Raw genomic sequence first — 17,962 nt, forward strand, 5'->3', positions numbered from 1 at the left:
ACGGATACGCGGATGGCTACAGTCATCAAAAGGGTCGATTGTTCGCCCCAGGGAAACTGACTACTGCTCCCCGGCGTCTTTGTCGCAGAGGCGACGGCTCGCACACTCCAATGCCTCTTCACCAGCATTGGCCCACGCGTCGCCGATGCTTCCAAGGACAGCTTCCCATGATGAATTCCCCAAGCAGCAACCCGTGCATCGACGACCTCGCTGCACCGGCGCCGGTCTCCGCACCGGTGCCTGCGTCCCGCTCCGCATGGCTCGCCGTCAGCTCCATCGCCGTCGGCACCTTCGCGATGGTCTCGACCGAGTTCATGCCCATCGGCCTGCTGACCGACATTGCGCGCGGGCTCAACGTGTCCGACGGCACGGCCGGCCTGATGGTCACCATGCCCGGCGTGCTGGCTGCATTCGCCGGCCCCGCGTTGATCGTGGCGTCGGGCAAGCTCGACCGCCGCACCGTGCTGATCGCGCTCACCACGCTGCTGATTGCCTCGAACCTGCTCGCCGCCTTCGCGCCCAACTTCGGCACGATGCTGGTGGCGCGCCTGCTGCTCGGCCTGTGCGTCGGCGGCTTCTGGACTTTTGCGCCCGCCGCTGCCACGCAGCTGGTGCCGCATGCATCGCAGGCACGCGCCATGTCGCTGGTGCTGGCCGGTGTGTCGGCCGCCACGGTGCTCGGGGTGCCGGCAGGTTCGTTCCTCGGCACGCTGTTCGGCTGGCGCGCCTCGTTCGCGGTGACCGGTGCACTGGCGGCCGTCGTGCTGCTGGTGCAGCTGTGGCTGCTGCCCGCGATTCCGCCGGTGCGCGCCATCGGCGCACGCGACCTGCTGACGCCGCTCACGCGCCGCATGGCGCAGGTCGGCCTGCTCGCGGTGCTGTTCTTCATCGCCGGCCACTTTGCGGCATACACCTACCTGAAGCCGCTGCTGCAGCAGGTGTTCGGCCTGGCGCCCAACTCGGTCTCGACGCTGCTGCTGGTCTACGGCGCGGTGGGCTTCGTCGGCACCTTCGTCGGTGGCAGCCTGGTGGCGCGCAGCGTGCGCGGCACCACCCTGCTGGCGGCGTTGATGCTCGCCACTGCCCTGCTGCTGACGACGGTGATCGGCTCCGGCTTCGTGCCCGGCGCGGTGGTAGTCGTGATCTGGGGCGTGGCCTTCGGCCTGATCCCCGTGGCGCTCACGGGCTGGATGATGGAAGCGGTGCCCGACGCACCCGAAGCCGGCCAAGCCCTGCTGGTGAGCGGCTTCCAGGTGGCGATTGCCTCCGGCGCGCTGATCGGCGGCGTGACGGTCGACAACTTCGGCATCTCCAGCGCGATGGTGCTCAGCGGCGTGCTGGTGCTGATCGCTGCGCTCATCGTCGGTACGCTGGGCCGGGCACGCGGCGGCGCGTCGTTGGCTGCGGTTCCGGAATAACGCAGCACTGACCCTTCAGCGGCCGCCGGGCTTCTTTCCGGCCGCCACGATCGCATCGAGCACCACGCGCAAGGCCTTGTTGACGGGCTTGTCCCGCCGGATCACCACGGCCAGCGTTCGGTGCATGCGTGGATTCAGGCGGCTGGTCTTCAGCTCGGGGTGGGCGCCGCGACCCACCATCGACATGCCGGGCACGATGGCATAGCCCAAGCCCGCGGCCACCATCTCCTTCATCGCCTCGACGCTGCCCAGCTCCATTACGGGCTGCGGCTGCAGGCCACCGGCGGCGAACCAGCGGTCGACCAGCTTGCGCGTGTTGGCGGCGGGCTCGAACAGCACCAGCGGCAGCGCGCCCAGATCGGCCGGCGCCACCCTCGCCTTCAGCGGCGCGAGGTCTGCCCGGCCGATGGCGACGAACTCGTCGTCGAGCACCGGCATCACCGTCAACGAGCGCCCAGCCGCCGGCAACGTGACCAGCGCGAGGTCGAGGCTGTTCTCTTCCACCTTGCGCGCCTGGTCTTCGGTGTTGCCGGTGCTGACCACCACGCCCAGCTCCGGAAACTGCTCGCGCAGTCCGCGCAGCACGGCCGGCAGGAAATGCAGGCAGGCCGTCGCGCCCGTGCCAAGCCGCACACGGCCCGCGATGCCGCTGGCATGGTCGGCCAATGCATCGACGGCGTTCTCGACCGCGGTCTCGATGTGTTGCGCATGGCGCAGCAGCTCCATGCCCGCTGGCGTGGCCTTCGCGCGCTTGCCGACCCGCTCGACGAGGCGCACCGCCAAGTGGCGCTCCAGCTGACGAATCTGCAGGCTCACAGCCGGCTGCGAGATGCCGAGCCGGTCGGCCGCTGCCGAGAAGCTGCCGGTTTCGATCACCAGCCCGAAGGACCTGAGCTGGTCGAGGTTCAGTGATTTATCCAAAGTATTTCTTATGCCTTGCATAGCTCAGCGAAGCTTCACTTATCAAGTGTGGATCGTCAAGATCGGGCCATGTCATCTCCATGCCTCACTTCCGCCACCGTTGAAATCCTCGACGCCGAGCCGCATCACGTGGCCGCCGTGCAGGCCATCTACAGCCACTACGTGCTGCACGACCTGTGCTCTTTCGAGGAAGAAGTACCCACCGTCGACCAGATGCAGGCGCGCCGCGCCGATGTGCTCCAGCGCGGCCTTCCGTACCTCGTCGCGCTGAAGGACGGCGAGGTCGCCGGCTATGCCTACGCCACTGCCTACCGCGCCCGCTCCGCATATCGGCACACGGTGGAAGACTCGATCTACGTCGCGCAAGGCATGCACGGCCATGGCATCGGCAAGGCGCTGCTGCGCGAGGTGATCCGGCGCTGCACCGACGGCGGCTTCACACAGATGGTGGCGTGCGTAGGCAACAGCGCCAACACGGGCTCACTGCGGCTGCACGAAAGCCTGGGCTTCGAGCAGGTCGGCGTGCTGCGCGACATCGGCTTCAAGTTCGGGCAGTGGGTCGACACCGTGCTCCTGCAACGTGCATTGCGCTGAGCCCGCCCCGCAGCGCGGCTGGCTGGCGCTGCTGTGCACGAGCCGGCTGCTGCAGGCGATGATCGTCACCGCCTATTCCGGCGTGCTGCCGTTCATGATGGCCGACTGGCACATGACGGCCGCGCAGGCCGGCTCGATCCAGAGCGCCTGGCACGTGGGCTACATGAGCTCGCTGTTCGCCGTGGGCCTGCTGGCCGACCGCTACGGGCCGCACCGCATCTTCTTCGCCGGCAGCGCCATCAGCGCGATGGCGGCACTGGCCTTCGCCGTCTTCGCGCGCGGCCATCTCTCGGCGATGCTGCTCTATGGCCTGGCCGGGCTGTGCGCGGGGGCCTCGTACACGCCGGGCCTGCAGCTGCTGGCGCGCAACACCGAGCCCGCCGTGCGCGGACGCGCGATGGGCCTTTTCATCGGTTCGTCGTCGATGGGCTATGCGCTCTCGCTCGCGGTAGTGGCGGCATTCAGCCATCTGCAGCACTGGCGGCTGGGCCTGCTGGTTGCGGCGGGCTGCACCGTGGCGGGCGCATTGCTGACGCTGCAGGCGCTGCGCCGCATGCGGCCGCCTTCGGCGCCCGTGCCTGGCGCGGTCCGCGAAGGCACCTGGCACGCACTGGCCGCCACGGTGCGCGACAAGCCCGCGATGGCGGGCAACTGGGCCTACGCCTTCCATTGCTGGGAGCTCATGGCGCTGTGGGCGTGGCTGCCGGCCTATCTGGTGGCATCGTCGGGCACGGCGACATCGTGGCAAGGCGCGGGCATCGCGCTTGCCGCGCTGGCGCACCTCGTCAGCGTGTTCGGCAGCGTCGCAGGCGGCGCAGCCTCCGACCGGCTTGGCCGCGCGCGGGTGATGATGATCGCCACCGTCGCAAGCCTGTGCATGTCCTTCGCCTTCGGCTGGATGTGGAGCTGGCCGCTGTGGCTTCTGGCTGCGGCCGCCGCCATTTACAACCTGCTCGCCATTGCGGATTCGTCGGTCTACTCGACCGCGCTGGCCGACGTGGTGGCGCCGCACCGGCTGGGCGTGGCGTACTCGGTGCGTTCGGTGATGGGCTTCGGCGCGGGTGCGCTCAGTCCGTGGGTGTTCGGCCTCGCGCTGGACTGGGGGCAGACGCGCTTCGGCCTGGGCAGCACGCACGGCTGGGTGGCGGCGTGGAGTTCGGTCGGGCTGGGCGCGCTGCTGGGGCCGTTGATGATCGCGCGCTTCTCACGGCTGCATCGTGCGCACGCGGCTGCTGCTCACTAAGCTTCTTCGCCCTCGGACCACTCGGGGCTGTAGCCGCCGAGCGTCGGGTGGTACATCTCGTCGCCCGAATGCTGGGTGAACTCGACATTGAGCCGGTCTTCGCGCAGGCCCAGGATCTCGATGCAGTCGCGGCACAGCGCCTTGGCCACTTCGAGCCGCAGTTCGGCCGAACGGCCGCGCCGGATGTCGCACATGAGCACCGACACCTCGGCGGGCTCGCCGTCCACCATGCGCCACACGCCACCTTCGCCCACTTCGCGGATTGCGATGCTGATGCGGCGGATGTCGACGCTCATCATCTGCGCGTAGGTTTCGCTGAGTTTCTTGGCGAGGCGTTTCTTGTCGGCCACGGGGTGGCGGCCGTTCACATCGAGTTGGAGATAGGGCATGTGGGGACTCCTTCAGGCTGATCCTAGCCATTGCAGTTTTACTCTGCAACCGAATGGCCATTGCGGTCTAAACTCGCGCCCAACGCAGGAAGAAAAGCCATGGCCCGAAGAAGAAGCCTCAAAACCGACGCATGTCCGATGGCACGCGCGCTCGAGATCGTTGGCGACCAGTGGTCGCTGCTCGTCATCCGCGATGCGTTCGATGGCATGAAGCGCTTCGGCGAGTTCCAGCAGAGCCTGGGTGTCGCGAAGAACATCCTGTCGGACCGGCTGAAAAATCTCGTGCAGGAAGGCGTGCTCGACCTCGTGCCCGCCTCCGATGGATCGCTCTACCAGGAGTACGTGCTGACGGCCAAGGGCAAGGGTCTGTTTCCCGTGGTGGTGGGCCTGCGGCACTGGGGCGAAGCGCATCTGTATGCCAAGGGCGAGCGCCATTCGGTGCTGCTCGAGCGCGACAGCGGCAAGCCGGTGCCGAAGATCGATCTGCGCACGCGCGATGGAAAGCCGCTGGACCCGGACCTCACCTTCGTGAAGAAACTGCCGGCAACAACAGCGACTAAAGCAGGCTCTCGCTGATGAACGGGAAAAGCAGCCACAGCTGCAGCCGCGTGCCGAAGTCGACGCCGGGGTCGCTCTCGTAGACGGTCTCGGTACCGTTCACGCTCCCCACCCACTGCAACCGATCACCCGATTCTCGGCGCTGTCTTCGCTGGTGGGTGCAGTGTCGCTGTCGCGTGCGGTCAACGACGAGGCTCTTTCGCGGGAAATCCTCACGGCTGCGGCTGGCGAGTTGAGGGCCCTGCTGGGCTAGGCCTACTCCCCCAGCAGCTCCCCGATCGGCTGCAGGTCTTCCACCCGGTCGCAGATCGACTTGATCACCATCGTGATCGGAATGCCCAGCAGCAGGCCCCAGATGCCCCAGAGCCAGCCCCAGAAGATCACGCCCACGAACACTGCCACCGGGTTCATGCGGCTGGTGCGGCTGGTGAGCCAGGGCATCAGCAGGTTGCCGATGATCGTGTGGATCGCCAGCGACACGCCACCCACCACGATGCCCATCTGCAGGCTGTTGAACTGGAGGAAGGCCACCAGCCCCGCGGCCGCCAGCACGATCACCGAGCCGATGTAGGGAATGAGGTTGGTCACGGCCGCGATGATTCCCCACACCGCCGCGTTCTCCACGCCGAGGGCCCAGAACGCCAGCCCGGTCGCCACGCCCACCACCCCGCTCACCAGTATCTGCACCAGCAGGTAGCGCTCGATGTTGCGGGTGATGTCGTCCAGCACGTGCACCGTGACCTTCTTCTTCTGCAGGCTCGACCCGGTGATCTTGATGAGCTTGCGGCGGAAGGTGTCGCCCGAGCAAAGCGCGAAGTAAGTGAGGAAAGCCACCAGCGTGAGCTGCCCCATCGCGCTCAGCAGCCCGACGGTGCCGCTCAGCAGGTAGTCGCGCACGTTGAAGCCCGGCCGTTCGATGACCACGCGCGCCACGCCCTTGCGCGCTGCAACGCGGGCGGAGTTTTCTTCGGCGGCTTTCTCGAGCTGCGCGGCGGCCTGCTGCACGCTTTCGAGCGGCGTGGCGCTGGCGCCCTTGTCGCGGCGCATGGCCTGGCCGAGCTTCTGCGCGGCCACCGGCAACGAATCGAGCAATTGCGAGGCGCTGCCCGACAGCGAATAGCCGGTCCAGCCCAGCCCGCCGAACAGCCCCACGAGGATCAGCGCCGCGCCAATCCAGCGCGGCAGCTTCCAGCGATGGAGCAGGTCCACCAGCGGCGAAAGCGCGTAGGTCAGCAGCAGGCTCAGCATCAGCGGAATGAACACGGCCTGGCCCCACTGCAGCGCGAACACGCTGGCCAGCACGGCGAGCACCACCAGCGAGGCGCTGCGCACGTCGACGGGCATGTGCAGCAGCAGGCGGTCGCGCGCGGGCGTGGGCGGCTCTGGCTCCGGTTCGGGCTCGGTGACCGGTTCGGGCTCTTGCGCCTCGGGCGCAGGTGCGGGCTCGACCGCTGCGGCCTGCGGTGGTTCGGCAGCCGGTTCCGGCTTTGGCTCAGGCGGCGGTGGCGCCTCGGCAGCCGCGGGCTTGTCGTCGCTCATCGCGCTTCCTTGAGCACTTCGCGCACCGCGGCAAGCTGGCGACGCGACACGGCCACGGGCTCGGGAATGGCGTCGAGGCGCAGGGCCCAGCCTTCGGCGTCCTCGCCGTCGTCGTATTTCTCCAGCGCGCGAATCGCCGAGCGCGCCACCAGCGCATTGCGGTGCACGCGCAGGAAGCGGTTCGGATAGCGTTCCTCGAACTCGTTGAGCGAGCCGTCGAGGATGTGGCTGCGCGTGGCGGTACGCACGGTGAGGTACTTGTATTCGGACTTGAGATAGAGCACTTCAGACAGCGGCACGCGCTCGGCGCGGCCTCGGTCCTGGATCAGCACCGTCTCGGGCACGGCCTCGGCCTGCAGCGCGCGGCGCTCCTTCAGGAAGCGTTCTGCCTTCTGCAGTGCCTGCTGCAAGCGCTCGGCGCGCACGGGCTTGGTGAGGTAGTCGACCGCATCGAGGTCGAAGGCCGTCACCGCGTGGGTCGCATGCGCGGTCACGAACACCACGGCCGGTGCATCGGAGCGGCTGCGCAGCGCGCGCGCCACCTCGATGCCGTCGACGCCGGGCATGTGCACGTCGAGCAGCACCAGGTCGAGCGCCATCGTCGTCAGGTGCTGCAGCGCCTCGGCACCCTGCGAGGCCTCGGCCACCACCTCGGCGGCGGGCGATGTGCAGTCGCGCAGCAGCGTGCGAAGGCGCGAGCGCGCCAGGGCTTCGTCGTCAACGATGAGTGTCTTGAGGGTCATGATTCGGCGGGGATCGCTATGCGCACCCGGTAGCTTTTCTGGTCCATGCCGGCGCTGAACTGCATCTGCATGTCGTGCAGCAGCCGCAGCCGGTCGCGCACGTTGGCCAGCGCAATGCCGTGGCCGCGCGGCAGCGGCTCGTCGGCCCAGCGCAGCGGCGGCAGGCTGTTGACCACCTCGATCACCACCATGGAACCGCGCCGCTCGGTGCGGATGCGCAGCCTGGCGCCCTCGGGGCTGGGCTCCACGCCGTGCTTGATGGCGTTCTCGACCAGCGGCTGCAGCAGCAGGGGCGGCAGGCGCGCGTTGCTGGCGGCGGCGTCCAGGTCCCAGCGGATGCGCAGGCGGTCGCCGAAGCGCACCTGCTCGATGGCCAGGTAGCGCTCGGCCAGCGCGATCTCGTCGGCCAGCGTGCACGATTCGCCCGGGTCGGCCAGCGCCTGGCGGAACAGCTCGGCCAGGTCTTCGAGCATGGTCTCGGCCTTGGCCGGCTCTTCGCGCACCAGCGCGATGGCGCTGTTGAGCGTGTTGAACAGAAAGTGGGGGCGGATGCGCGATTGCAGTTCTTCGAGCCGCGCGGTGGTCGCCGCCGGCGTCTGGCCCCGGGCGCGCAGCACCATCGCGGCCATCACCAGCCCCGCGAACAGGGCTCCGGTCAACGCACTGGCCAGCCACGGCGCACTGGCAAGAACACCCGTCAGCCGCAGCAGGCCACAGCCATACAGCGCCGACACCGCGCCGAGCACGGCCCCGGCCGCGTACTGCCCCTGTTTCGGCAGGCGCCGCAGCGGCTTCTTGAGCCCGCAGGCGCTCACCAGCCACATCAGGGTGGCTGGCAGGGCCCCGCCCGTGACCGTGGCCGTCTGCACCAGCCATTCGCCGGGCGTGGAGGCCACGAACAGGGTGGCGATGGCCACCACCGCCTCGACGAACACCACGGTGCGCAGCACCACCCCGATCTGGCAGGCGTCGAAGATCGATGGGTCGCCGCGCAGGGGCGTGCGCACCCTTTCCGACGATGACGGGGGCGTGGGGGTAGAGCTGGCCGATAAAATCGCCGGGTTGCGCATCGCAGACATCAGATCCATCGGGTGACCAACCCATTATTGCCTCCTGGACGGCTCCCATGACCCAAAACCAATTCGACAAGAAATCCGAAGCCTGGTCGGCCCTTTTCTCCGAACCGATGAGCGACCTGGTGAAGCGCTACACCTCCAGCGTCTTCTTCGACAAGCGCCTGTGGCAGGCCGACATCCAAGGCTCGCTGGCCCATGCCGGCATGCTGGCCGCACAGGGGATCATCGGCGTGCAGGACCACGCCGCCATTGAACGCGGGATGACGCAGATTCGCGCCGAAATCGAATCCGGCGCCTTCGAGTGGAAGCTCGACCTCGAAGACGTGCACCTGAACATCGAGGCCCGCCTGACCCAGCTGGTCGGCGACGCCGGCAAGCGCCTGCACACCGGCCGCAGCCGCAACGACCAGGTCGCCACCGACGTGCGCCTGTGGCTGCGCGGCGAAATCGACCTGATCGGCGACCTGCTGGTCGAGCTGCAGAAGGCACTGGTGGACATCGCCGAGAAGAACGTCGACGTGATCCTGCCGGGCTTCACCCACCTGCAGGTGGCGCAGCCGGTGAGCTTCGGCCACCACATGCTGGCGTATGTCGAGATGTTCAGCCGCGATGCGGAACGCATGGGCGAGGTGCGCAGGCGCGTCAACCGCCTGCCGCTGGGCGCCGCCGCGCTGGCCGGCACCAGCTACCCGCTGGACCGCGAGCTGGTCGCCAAGACACTGGGCATGGACGGCGTGTGCCAGAACAGCCTGGACGCCGTGAGCGACCGCGACTTCGCCATCGAATTCACCGCTGCCGCCAGCCTGTGCATGGTGCACATCAGCCGCATGAGCGAAGAACTCATCCTGTGGATGAGCCAGAACTTCAGCTTCATCCAGATCGCCGACCGCTTCACCACGGGCTCGTCGATCATGCCGCAGAAGAAGAACCCCGACGTGCCCGAGCTGGCGCGCGGCAAGACCGGCCGCGTGGTCGGCCACCTGATGGCGCTCATCACGCTCATGAAGGGCCAGCCGCTGGCCTACAACAAGGACAACCAGGAAGACAAGGAGCCGCTGTTCGACACCGTCGACACGCTCAAAGACACCCTGCGCATCTTTGCCGAGATGATCGGCGGCATCACCGTGAAGCCCGAGGCCATGGAAATGGCCGCGCTGCGCGGCTACGCCACCGCCACTGACCTGGCTGACTACCTCGTGAAGAAGGGCCTGCCCTTCCGCGACGCGCACGAAACGGTGGCGCATGCCGTCAAGGCCGCCACCTCGCACAAGGTCGACCTGGCCGAGCTGCCGCTGGCCGTGCTGCAGCAGTTCAACCCGGGCATCGAGAAGGACGTGTACGACGTGCTGAGCCTGCGCGGCTCGCTGAACGCACGCAACATCCTGGGCGGCACCGCCCCGGCGCAGGTGAAGGCGCAAGTGGCGCGCCACCGCGCCCGCCTCGGCTGATCGCGGCAACACCGGCGGCCGCACCGTGTTCTACGCCATCCCGCTCGAGAACAAACCGAGCTGGCGCAACCCACCGTGGATGACGGTGCTGCTGATCCTCCTGAACATGCTCGTGTTCTGGGGGCCGCAGCGCAGTGAAGAGAACACGCGCGAGCGTGCCGCCAACTACTACACGAAGAGCGTGCTGCCCGAACTGGAGCTGCCGCCCTTCGTCGAATGGCTGGAAAAAACCGACCCCAAGCGCGGCAAGCTGGCCCGGCGCATGCTGCCGCACGAAGAGGCTTATCCACAGCTGCTGGAAGGCCTGCAGAACGACAAGAAGTTCCTGGCGAAGCTGCGGGCCGACGAGGTCATCAAGCCCACGAACCCGCAGTACGGCGAATGGAAGCGCGACCGCCAGCAGTACGAGGCGATGCTGCCGGCGCCCTTCACCGAGCGCTGGTCGCAGGACTACAACAAGGACGCCGAGTTCAAGCCCTGGACCTGGATCACCGCCGCCTTCCTGCACGGCAGCACCGGCCACCTGCTGGGCAACATGCTGTTCCTCTTCCTGTTCGGCTTCTCGGTCGAGCTGGCGCTGGGGCGCGGCACCTACCTGACGTTCTATCTGCTGGGCGCCGTCGGCTCCTCCCTGCTGGCCGGCTGGGCCTATGCGGGCAAGGAGGGCTACGGGCTCGGCGCCTCGGGCGCCATCTCGGCGCTGATGGGCATGTACGCGGTGATGTACCGGCTGCGACGCATCCGCTTCTTCTACCAGCTGTTCTTCTATTTCAACTACGTCACCGCGCCGGCCTTGCTGCTGCTGCCGGCCTGGATCGTCAACGAGCTGATGCAGCACTGGCTGGGCGGCCAGGGCATCGCCTACATGGCCCACCTGGGTGGCCTGCTGACCGGCGCCGCGCTGATGACCGGCGCCATGCTGCTGGGCCGCGTGAAAACGCCCGAAACCGTCAAGTCGGAAATGACGAACGACGACGACCATTTCGATGCGCACGTGGCCGCCGCACGCCGGCTGGCTGCCGCAATGAAGTTCGAGCCCGCCTGCGCCGAGTGGCGCGCCGCCGCCGCCCTGCGCCCCAACGACGCCGACACCCTGCGCGCCTGGTTCAACACCGCGCGGCTGCAGCCCGCGAGCGACGACTTCCACCAAGCTGCGCGCCGCATCTTCCGCCTGCCTGGCACCGACCCCGAAACGATTGCGCTGCAACACGCCAGCTACAAGACCTACCTCGACCAAGCCAAACCGGGCCTGCGCCTGAAGCCCGACGACATGGCCCGGCTCGCGCGCCGCTTCGCCCGCATCCGCGAGTTCGGCGATGCCGACATGCTGTGCCGCATCCTGCTGAAGACCGCGCCCGATCATCCGCAGCTGGCCGACACGCTCTCCGTGTGCGCGAACGGGTTATTGCATGCCGGCGAACGTGAAAAGGCATTGGGCCTGTTGCCGCACCTGCTGCGACTGGCGCCGAACGACATGGTCACGCGCGCCCTGCAGCGCGCCTGACAAGCAAGGAGACACGCATGAGACAGCCCGTGCTCTCCCACGCCATCGACCGCCGCGCCTTCTGCGCCGCGGGCGGACTCCTGCTGGCGGGCTGCGCCGGCACCAGGGCCAGTTCGCAAGCAGCCGCCGCGGCGGAGCTCGGCGGTACCGGCAAGCTGCGCGCCGCCATCAACTTCGGCAACCCGATCCTCGCCAGCCGCGGCGCGGGTGGCGTGCCGAGCGGCGTCTCGGTGGACCTTGCGCGCGAGGCGGCGCGCCGCCTCGGCCTGGCCGTCGAGCTGGTGCAGTTCAACTCCGCCGGCAACGTGGTCGAAGCGGTCAAGGCACGGCAGGTCGACATGGCCTTTGTCGCCATCGACCCGGTGCGCGCGGCGGACATGGAATACACCGCGCCCTACGTGATCATCGAAGGCGCCTATCTGGTTCGCAACGGCTCGCCGCTGCAGCGCAACACCGATGTCGACCGCGCGGGAACCCGTGTCGTGGTGGGCCGCGGCAGCGCCTACGATCTGTTCCTCACGCGCGAGCTGAAGGCCGCCACGCTGGTGCGCGCGCCGACCTCGCCCGAGGTCACGAACCAGTTCCTGGCCCAGAACCTCGACGTGGCCGCCGGCGTGAAGCAGCAGTTGGAAGCGGATGCCGCGCGAGTGGGCGGCGTGCGCCTGCTGCCGGGCCGCTTCATGGTGATCGAGCAGGCCATGGGCGTACCGAAGGGCCGGCTCGCTGCGCAGGCGTGGCTCAGCGATTTCATCGAGGAGATGAAGGCATCAGGCTTCGTTGCCGAGGCGCTGAAACGGCACGGCATCGAGGGCGCCGCCGTGGCGCCGCGCCGCGCCTCGTAATACCGCGCGCTAGGCCGCCGGGGTCGGCCGCAGCAACCAGCGCACTTCCTGCGTCTGCTCGCTGTCGGGGTAGCGCGACTCCATCGTCGTCAGGATGGGCTGCGCCATGTCGGCCCGGCCCAGCCCCTGCACCAGCGCGCGGGCGGCCAGCTCGTAGGCCTGCGGAATCGCCTCGTTGCCGCGAAAGCGCTTGTCGAAGCCCGACAGCAGTGCCAGCGTGGCGTGCGCATCGCCGTTGCGCCATTCGGCGCGCGCCATCGCGATCACCATGGCGGCATCGTCGAGCGCGAAGGCCTTGTCCTTTTCCTTGCAGGCCTTGAAGACCTTGAGCGCCTCCGAGGCCAGGTCGCGCCGCATCAGCAGCGGGATGAAGCGCCGCGCCTGATCGAGCATCGTGTCCTTCTTGTCGGGCATCAGCGCCAGCACGCGGTGGTAGCGGCGCTGCGCCGCGAGGTCGTCGGACGCGGCCGTGCGCTGGGCCTCGTAGGCCGAGCCCAATGCGGCCGCGAGGTCGCCCTCGGTGATCAGCTGCGCCACTTCTGCGTCCATGCGCTGCGCGGCGATCTGCTCGGGCGTGCGGCGGTCGACCGTGGCGCCGTCGCCCAGTTCGCTGCCCGGCACGGCGTCGAAGCCGAAGGCGTCGTGGTGCTGGAACATCACGTAGCCCAGCAGGCTCGCCATGACCCAGCCGAAGTAGATGAAGGCGAAGTTGATCACCGGCAGCGCGATGCGCCCGTCGAACATCGGCAGCAGCATCGACAGCGCCACCTGCGCGCCCGTGCTCAGCAGGAACAGGAAGAAGCACAGCAGCGCATACGGCCAGCCGATGATGCGCATCGCGTCCATCACGTTGCCGGGGTTCATCGCCTGGAAGAAGCTGGCCGACTGCACCAGCACGATCACCGCCGCCGGGAACGTGAACGACATGACGAACAGCCCCACCGTGCCGAGGATCGGCGCATACCAGGCAAGCCAGCCGATGAGAAAGGCCTGCACCATCGTGATCGCGAACAGCTTCCACGGCAGGTAGGTCCAGTCGTCGCTGGACTCGCGGCCGAAGTCCGCCGAATCGCGGATGCCGCGCGCGCCCAGCGCAATGATCTTGAAGCCGTAGCGGCTGGCCGCCAGCATGATGCCGACCTCGATGACGAAGAGCGCCAGCGCGTCGGGCAGGAAGAAGATAGCGTCGAAGAACAGGCTGCAGAACGACAGCAGCAGCCCGTAGGCCAGCGGCCGCATCTGGAACGGAAAGGCGAAGAAGCTGTTCAGGCGGTGCCAGAACGGCGGTGGCGGCGGCGCCGCATCCTTGACGACGATCATGGCAACGACCCCCTGTTTTTATGGATTCGCTTACTTGCGGAAGAAATCGCTCTGGCTCATGGCGCCCCGGCCGCCCAGGCGCACCACGGTGGCCTCTTCGGCATGCACCAGGCGCATCTGGCCCAGCTCGCTCTCCAGACGCTGCGTGAAGCTGGTCTTGAGCTGAATGACCGACTCGCCCATCTGCAGCACGCTGGTGCCCTTGACGATGGCGCTCTTGCGGTTGGGCGCCACTTCGACGGAATCGATGTGGTAGTCGTAGTCGAGGGTGAGGATGCCGCCCATCTGGTCGCCGACGCGGCGCAGGATCTCGAAGGTCTTGTGCTGCGCCTCGCAGGCCTCGTCGCGGTTGTGCGAGGTCTCTTCCGTGCGGCCCATCATGGTCGTCTTGCTGTCGATGACGGCCTTGCGGCTGAGCTGCTTGCACAGCTTGTCGGCGTCGCGAGCGGCAATGGCGCGCGCTTCCTTCTGGTAGTAGTCGCGCACCATCGGCTCGTCGAGCTTGCGACCGCCGATAAAGAAATACCACGCGCCCACGCAGAGCACGATCGCAATCGCAATTTGCTTCATTTCCCCGCTCGCGCGTGTGCGCGTCCCTCTAAATTTTGCGGGCAGTATACGTTGCCGAATGTTTCCTAAAGACTGCATTCGACCTGAAATCGGGCCTGCAGCATGAATCCGGCCACCCGGGCGCCCCGTATATCTGGCATGTGCATCGATGCCCCACAATCCGCGGATGCCAGCTCCCAGCCCCGACGCCGAACTGATGGCGCTGATCGACCGCATCGGCCATCGCGACGAAGCCGCCCTGCGCCAGCTCTACGACCGCACCTCGCCCAGGCTGATGGGCCTGGCGATGCGCGTCGTGCGGCAGCGCGAATGGGCCGAGGACGTGCTCCAGGAGGCCTTCCTGACTGTCTGGCGAGTCGCTGGCGACTATCGCGCCTCGCTCAGCCCGCCGCTGGCGTGGCTCGGGCTGATCGTGCGCAGCCGGGCGCTCGACCTGCTGCGCCGCCGCACCGCCGACCGCGCCCAGCTGACCCAGGAATTCGACGAGCTCATGGCCGACCAGCTCGAATCGGACGCGCCCAACCCGGCCGACACCGCCGATGCGAGCGAGCAGGCCTGGGCGCTGCACCAGTGCCTGAGCCAGCTAGAGGGCCGCCAGCGCGAAGTGGTCAGCCTGGCCTACCTGCGCGACATGAGCCACGGCGAGCTGGCCGAGCAACTGAAGCTGCCGCTCGGCACGGTCAAGACGTGGATCCGGCGCGGGCTGGAAAAGCTGCGCGTCTGCATGGGGCGCTTTGCGTGAGAGCGACGATGAACAAGGCAGCCTCCCAATGAACCTCATCGCCCACCCCGAACTGCTCGAACTGCTGGCCGCAAGCCATGCGCTCGGCACGCTGCGCGGCGGCGCCCGACGCCGCTTCGAAGCCCTGGCCCGCGAACAGGCGCCGGTGCGCGCCGCCGCGCTGGTCTGGCAAGGCCGGCTCGCGGGCATGACCGAGCTGCAAACCTCGATCGCGCCCGACCCGGCCGTGTGGACCCGCATCCGCAACATGATCGACGCCGAGCAGTCGGCACTCGCCATCGAACGGCAACGCGATGCCGCCAATGCCAAGGCCGACAGCGAGCCGCGCCAAGGCGGCTGGCTGCGCAGCCTCGCGCTGTGGCGCGGCGCCACCGCCGCCGGCGCGCTGGCCACGGTGCTGGCCGTGGCGGTCGGCCTGAACCTGCGCGACCAGCTGCACAACGCCCCGGCGGTGCAGTACGTGGCCGTGCTGAGCGACGACAAGGACGCAGCCTCGATGCTCGTGACCTTCGACCCCAAGAAAAAGCAGCTGGTGCTTCAACGCGTGGGCGGCTTCAATGAAGGCAACGACAAGTCGCTGCAGCTCTGGGCCCTGCCGCCGGGCGGCGCGCCGCGATCGCTGGGTGTGCTCGACAACGCCCCGGGCCTGCGCCTCGCGGCATCGGAGTCCGACGTGCATGCCGTGCCTGCGCTGGCCATCACGCTCGAAGCCAAGGGCGGCGTCCCGCCGGGCAGCGGGCCGAAAGGACCGGTCCTGTTCAAGGGCGCGCTCATCGAGAAAACCATCTAGGCGAGACCCGGCTGTCAACGATCACGGCCACTGGAGCGTCGTGATGGAAAATCCGCCTACCGCTCGCTCCCCGCCCTTCTTCCGTTCTTCCGATGCATTCGATGAAAACCGCGCTGGCCGCGATCGCCCTGCTCGCCGCAGCGCTCACAGCGCACGCCCAGTCCAGCTTCTTCCCCCAGGAATCCGAGACGGCCGCTGCCGAGGCCGCGGCCGCGCGCGACTACCTGGCCGCCAAGGACCGCTGGCACAACGAGCTCGCGGCTTTTGCGCGCGCCGACCAGGAACGCTTTCCCGCGCCCGGCGGCGTGGTGTTCGTCGGCAGTTCCACGGTGCGCATGTGGACCCGCCTGCAGCAAGATTTCGCGCGCGTGCCCGGCGGCGTGATCAACCGCGGCTTCGGCGGCTCGACGCTGCAAGACTGCAGCCTCTTCGCGCGAGACCTCGTGGTGCGCTACAAGCCCCGGCAGGTGATGGTCTATGCGGGCGACAACGACCTGGCCGAGGGCCGCACGCCGCTACAGGTGCTCGACAGCTTCGCGCGCTTTGCCAACGCGGTGCGCGCCGAGCTGCCGGATGCGCGCATCAGCTTCATCTCGGTCAAGCCCAGCCCCTCGCGCGAGCAGCTGATGCCGCAGATCCGCGAGACCAATCACGTGATCTCGGCCTACCTGAACCTGCTGCCCAACAGTGAGTTCATCGATATCTACACGCCGATGCTCGGCGCGGATGGCCGCCCGCGCATGGAGCTGTTCCGGGGCGACAGGCTGCACATGACGGACGAGGGCTACCGGCTCTGGCACTCGGTGATCGCGCCGCACCTGCCTGTTCCGCCCGCGCCGCCGACGGCCAGCCTGCCCTGAACCTGGGCGCTCAGGCCGGCGCGGGCTCCGACGGCACGTCGTCGGCCGGCGGCGGCACGTCCGCCCCACGCGTGAAACGCGCCACGAAGTACATCCCCGAGAACACCGCCAGCAGCAGCAGGCCGTCGCCCCACCATGGCCGCGCCGTCTGGCTGTCGCCGTAGAAGGCCAGCACCAGCAGCACCGCCACCAGGTGCGCGCAGAACACCGGCAGCGAGGCCGAGCCCATTGCCTCCAGCCAGCGTAGCCGCGGAATGCGCCGCATCAGCCAGGGCCCGAAGCGCACCGCCAGGATGCCCAGCGCCACAAGGTTCACCAGCCGCAGCGGCCCGAGCTGCCATTTGTCGAACAGCAGGTTCAGCTCCACGTCGCCGCCGAACGGCGCCTGCCCGTTGATGCCGGTGTGGCGCCAGTAGACGCCGTACAGCGCGATGCCCGCCGCCAGCACCAGCAGCCAAGCCGGAAAGCGCAGCGGCCGGGCTTCCGGCCCGTTGCGGGTGGCGCCGATGCACAGCCCCGCGAACCACAGGAACTGCCAGGCATAGGTGTTGAACGCGCCCATCTCGTGGAACGGCACCGGCACGCCCAGGTAGCGCTCAGCCAGCCCGTAGACCCATTCGCTGAGCCCGAACTGCGCCGCCGCCCACACGGTCGCGCTTGCCACCATCACCCAGGTCCAGCCATGGCGCATGGCGAAGGCCAGCACCCAGGGGCTCAAAAGCATGAAAAAGATGTACATCGGCAGGATGTCGAGCAGCGCCGGCTCGTAGATGAGCAGCAGCCCGAACAGGAAGCCCTCGCGCGGCTCCGCCAGGTAGTAAGACACCAGGTTCTTCACGGCCGGCTGGTCGATGTGCAGCCCCACCGCCGCGATCACCGTGAACAGGAACAGCAGGATCGCCGCCTGGCACAGGTAGACCTTCAGCACGCGCCGCCAGAAGGCCTGGCGCATCGAATCGACCCCGCGCAGATAGCCGATGCGGCTGTACACCAGCCCGGCCACGAAGGCCGACAACAGCACGAAGCCCTCTGCCGCCGAAACGAACCCGAAAGGCTGGCCCAGCGGATCGGTCAGCCGGGTGGGAAGATGGGTGACGGTCATCAGCACGAGCATCAGCCCGCGCAAGGCGTCTATTTCCCAGTAGCGTTTCATCGGTCGGCGGCGAGGTCTTGGTGGCGGTCCGCGCGGCGCACGCACGACAGCGGCTGATTGTAAGAAGGCCGGTGTAAAGACGTTCCGGGGTGCGCGCGAATGACACCGTCGTAGTGAGCGCAGCTCCGGACAGCGCCGACGGCCTATGACTGTTGGCACTGCCGAAGCGTCGCGCAAATCGGCTACGCTGCGCGCTGCCTCAAGGTGGAGATACAAAAAAGTGAACCGTTTCCTTCCAACATTGCTCCTGGC

18 protein-coding genes are annotated in these 17,962 nt (G+C 68.1%); 10 read left to right on the forward strand and 8 right to left on the reverse strand.

Translation table 11 applies throughout. From position 1 onward, the window contains the following. Window positions 1-167 precede the first annotated feature (167 nt). Entirely contained in the window at window positions 168-1,418 is a 1,251-nt protein-coding gene (locus BLW48_RS01420) for an MFS transporter (RefSeq protein ID WP_093075616.1), read from the forward strand. Window positions 1,419-1,433: 15 nt separating this feature from the next. On the opposite strand, the gene BLW48_RS01425 is transcribed toward BLW48_RS01420, so the two are convergent. Beyond that, a complete protein-coding gene (locus tag BLW48_RS01425; protein ID WP_093172202.1) occupies window positions 1,434-2,360 on the reverse strand; it encodes a LysR family transcriptional regulator in 927 nt (308 codons plus the stop codon). Between the two features lie 48 nt (window positions 2,361-2,408). Between BLW48_RS01425 and BLW48_RS01430 the strand changes: the two genes are divergently transcribed. Both BLW48_RS01430 and BLW48_RS01435 read left to right on the forward strand, forming a co-directional pair. Beyond that, on the forward strand, window positions 2,409-2,933 hold the full coding sequence (locus BLW48_RS01430; RefSeq protein ID WP_093172204.1) for a GNAT family N-acetyltransferase: 525 nt from the start codon (window positions 2,409-2,411) through the stop codon (window positions 2,931-2,933). Further along, entirely contained in the window at window positions 2,920-4,176 is a 1,257-nt protein-coding gene (locus tag BLW48_RS01435; RefSeq protein WP_093172206.1) for an MFS transporter, read from the forward strand. The genes BLW48_RS01430 and BLW48_RS01435 overlap by 14 nt, the downstream gene beginning before the upstream one ends. Here the strand turns inward: BLW48_RS01435 and BLW48_RS01440 are convergent. After that, window positions 4,173-4,565 carry a tautomerase family protein gene (locus BLW48_RS01440; protein ID WP_093172208.1) on the reverse strand — a complete coding sequence of 131 codons (393 nt, stop codon included), beginning with the start codon at window positions 4,563-4,565 and terminating at the stop codon, window positions 4,173-4,175. The two genes, BLW48_RS01435 and BLW48_RS01440, sit on opposite strands and share 4 nt — an antisense overlap. Window positions 4,566-4,664: 99 nt before the next feature. Between BLW48_RS01440 and BLW48_RS01445 the strand changes: the two genes are divergently transcribed. Beyond that, window positions 4,665-5,141, forward strand: coding sequence for a winged helix-turn-helix transcriptional regulator (locus tag BLW48_RS01445; protein ID WP_093172210.1), 477 nt, complete (start codon window positions 4,665-4,667; stop codon window positions 5,139-5,141). A gap of 237 nt (window positions 5,142-5,378) precedes the next feature. Here the strand turns inward: BLW48_RS01445 and BLW48_RS01450 are convergent, their stop codons facing one another. The 3 genes from BLW48_RS01450 to BLW48_RS01460 are packed head-to-tail and all read right to left on the reverse strand — an operon-like array spanning window position 5,379 to window position 8,475. Beyond that, window positions 5,379-6,662, reverse strand: a complete 1,284-nt coding sequence (locus BLW48_RS01450) for an AI-2E family transporter (RefSeq protein ID WP_093075622.1) — start codon at window positions 6,660-6,662, stop codon at window positions 5,379-5,381. Beyond that, window positions 6,659-7,405, reverse strand: coding sequence for a LytR/AlgR family response regulator transcription factor (locus tag BLW48_RS01455; protein WP_093049334.1), 747 nt, complete (start codon window positions 7,403-7,405; stop codon window positions 6,659-6,661). The genes BLW48_RS01450 and BLW48_RS01455 overlap by 4 nt, the downstream gene beginning before the upstream one ends. Then, window positions 7,402-8,475, reverse strand: a complete 1,074-nt coding sequence (locus tag BLW48_RS01460; RefSeq protein WP_143047724.1) for a sensor histidine kinase — start codon at window positions 8,473-8,475, stop codon at window positions 7,402-7,404. The genes BLW48_RS01455 and BLW48_RS01460 overlap by 4 nt, the downstream gene beginning before the upstream one ends. 56 nt (window positions 8,476-8,531) lie before the next feature. Between BLW48_RS01460 and argH the strand changes: the two genes are divergently transcribed. From argH to BLW48_RS01475, 3 genes are read left to right on the forward strand one after another with little or no spacing between them, the layout of a single operon-like run. Next, complete coding sequence (gene argH / locus BLW48_RS01465) at window positions 8,532-9,929, forward strand: argininosuccinate lyase (protein ID WP_093172212.1); 1,398 nt, start codon at window positions 8,532-8,534, stop codon at window positions 9,927-9,929. A 25-nt stretch (window positions 9,930-9,954) separates the two neighbouring features. Further along, window positions 9,955-11,433 carry a rhomboid family intramembrane serine protease gene (locus BLW48_RS01470; protein ID WP_093172214.1) on the forward strand — a complete coding sequence of 493 codons (1,479 nt, stop codon included), beginning with the start codon at window positions 9,955-9,957 and terminating at the stop codon, window positions 11,431-11,433. Between the two features lie 17 nt (window positions 11,434-11,450). Beyond that, window positions 11,451-12,275 carry an ABC transporter substrate-binding protein gene (locus BLW48_RS01475; RefSeq protein WP_093172216.1) on the forward strand — a complete coding sequence of 275 codons (825 nt, stop codon included), beginning with the start codon at window positions 11,451-11,453 and terminating at the stop codon, window positions 12,273-12,275. A 9-nt stretch (window positions 12,276-12,284) separates the two neighbouring features. Here the strand turns inward: BLW48_RS01475 and BLW48_RS01480 are convergent, their stop codons facing one another. Continuing rightward, window positions 12,285-13,595, reverse strand: coding sequence for a hypothetical protein (locus BLW48_RS01480; protein ID WP_093049296.1), 1,311 nt, complete (start codon window positions 13,593-13,595; stop codon window positions 12,285-12,287). 30 nt (window positions 13,596-13,625) lie between these two features. Then, window positions 13,626-14,165: a hypothetical protein gene (locus BLW48_RS01485; RefSeq protein WP_093049294.1), complete on the reverse strand. Its 540-nt coding sequence runs from the start codon at window positions 14,163-14,165 to the stop codon at window positions 13,626-13,628. Window positions 14,166-14,331: 166 nt separating this feature from the next. Here BLW48_RS01485 and BLW48_RS01490 point away from each other — a divergent pair, with 166 nt between their 5' ends. The 3 genes from BLW48_RS01490 (at window position 14,332) to BLW48_RS01500 (ending at window position 16,557) form a co-directional block, all read left to right on the forward strand. After that, a complete protein-coding gene (locus BLW48_RS01490) occupies window positions 14,332-14,907 on the forward strand; it encodes an RNA polymerase sigma factor (RefSeq protein ID WP_371127341.1) in 576 nt (191 codons plus the stop codon). A 28-nt stretch (window positions 14,908-14,935) separates the two neighbouring features. Continuing rightward, complete coding sequence (locus BLW48_RS01495) at window positions 14,936-15,697, forward strand: anti-sigma factor (RefSeq protein ID WP_093172218.1); 762 nt, start codon at window positions 14,936-14,938, stop codon at window positions 15,695-15,697. A gap of 101 nt (window positions 15,698-15,798) precedes the next feature. Then, complete coding sequence (locus BLW48_RS01500) at window positions 15,799-16,557, forward strand: SGNH/GDSL hydrolase family protein (protein ID WP_093050382.1); 759 nt, start codon at window positions 15,799-15,801, stop codon at window positions 16,555-16,557. Between the two features lie 10 nt (window positions 16,558-16,567). Here the strand turns inward: BLW48_RS01500 and opgC are convergent, their stop codons facing one another. Next, window positions 16,568-17,710, reverse strand: a complete 1,143-nt coding sequence (opgC, locus tag BLW48_RS01505; protein WP_093049285.1) for an OpgC domain-containing protein — start codon at window positions 17,708-17,710, stop codon at window positions 16,568-16,570. Window positions 17,711-17,962 lie beyond the last annotated feature (252 nt).

It is taken from the genome of Variovorax sp. YR266, from assembly GCF_900107295.1.
In the GTDB taxonomy this organism is placed as follows: domain Bacteria; phylum Pseudomonadota; class Gammaproteobacteria; order Burkholderiales; family Burkholderiaceae_C; genus Variovorax.

Bases quoted from the DNA above. Each gene is read 5' to 3' on its own strand.
- BLW48_RS01420 (WP_093075616.1), top strand. From the start codon at position 168: ATGATGAATTCCCCAAGCAGCAACCCGTGCATCGACGACCTCGCTGCA.
- BLW48_RS01425 (WP_093172202.1), bottom strand. From the start codon at position 2,360: ATGCAAGGCATAAGAAATACTTTGGATAAATCACTGAACCTCGACCAG.
- BLW48_RS01430 (WP_093172204.1), top strand. From the start codon at position 2,409: ATGTCATCTCCATGCCTCACTTCCGCCACCGTTGAAATCCTCGACGCC.
- BLW48_RS01440 (WP_093172208.1), bottom strand. From the start codon at position 4,565: ATGCCCTATCTCCAACTCGATGTGAACGGCCGCCACCCCGTGGCCGAC.
- BLW48_RS01445 (WP_093172210.1), top strand. From the start codon at position 4,665: ATGGCCCGAAGAAGAAGCCTCAAAACCGACGCATGTCCGATGGCACGC.
- BLW48_RS01450 (WP_093075622.1), bottom strand. From the start codon at position 6,662: ATGAGCGACGACAAGCCCGCGGCTGCCGAGGCGCCACCGCCGCCTGAG.
- BLW48_RS01455 (WP_093049334.1), bottom strand. From the start codon at position 7,405: ATGACCCTCAAGACACTCATCGTTGACGACGAAGCCCTGGCGCGCTCG.
- BLW48_RS01460 (WP_143047724.1), bottom strand. From the start codon at position 8,475: ATGCGCAACCCGGCGATTTTATCGGCCAGCTCTACCCCCACGCCCCCG.
- argH (WP_093172212.1), top strand. From the start codon at position 8,532: ATGACCCAAAACCAATTCGACAAGAAATCCGAAGCCTGGTCGGCCCTT.
- BLW48_RS01475 (WP_093172216.1), top strand. From the start codon at position 11,451: ATGAGACAGCCCGTGCTCTCCCACGCCATCGACCGCCGCGCCTTCTGC.
- BLW48_RS01480 (WP_093049296.1), bottom strand. From the start codon at position 13,595: ATGATCGTCGTCAAGGATGCGGCGCCGCCGCCACCGCCGTTCTGGCAC.
- BLW48_RS01485 (WP_093049294.1), bottom strand. From the start codon at position 14,165: ATGAAGCAAATTGCGATTGCGATCGTGCTCTGCGTGGGCGCGTGGTAT.
- BLW48_RS01490 (WP_371127341.1), top strand. From the start codon at position 14,332: ATGCCAGCTCCCAGCCCCGACGCCGAACTGATGGCGCTGATCGACCGC.
- BLW48_RS01495 (WP_093172218.1), top strand. From the start codon at position 14,936: ATGAACCTCATCGCCCACCCCGAACTGCTCGAACTGCTGGCCGCAAGC.
- BLW48_RS01500 (WP_093050382.1), top strand. From the start codon at position 15,799: ATGAAAACCGCGCTGGCCGCGATCGCCCTGCTCGCCGCAGCGCTCACA.
- opgC (WP_093049285.1), bottom strand. From the start codon at position 17,710: ATGAAACGCTACTGGGAAATAGACGCCTTGCGCGGGCTGATGCTCGTG.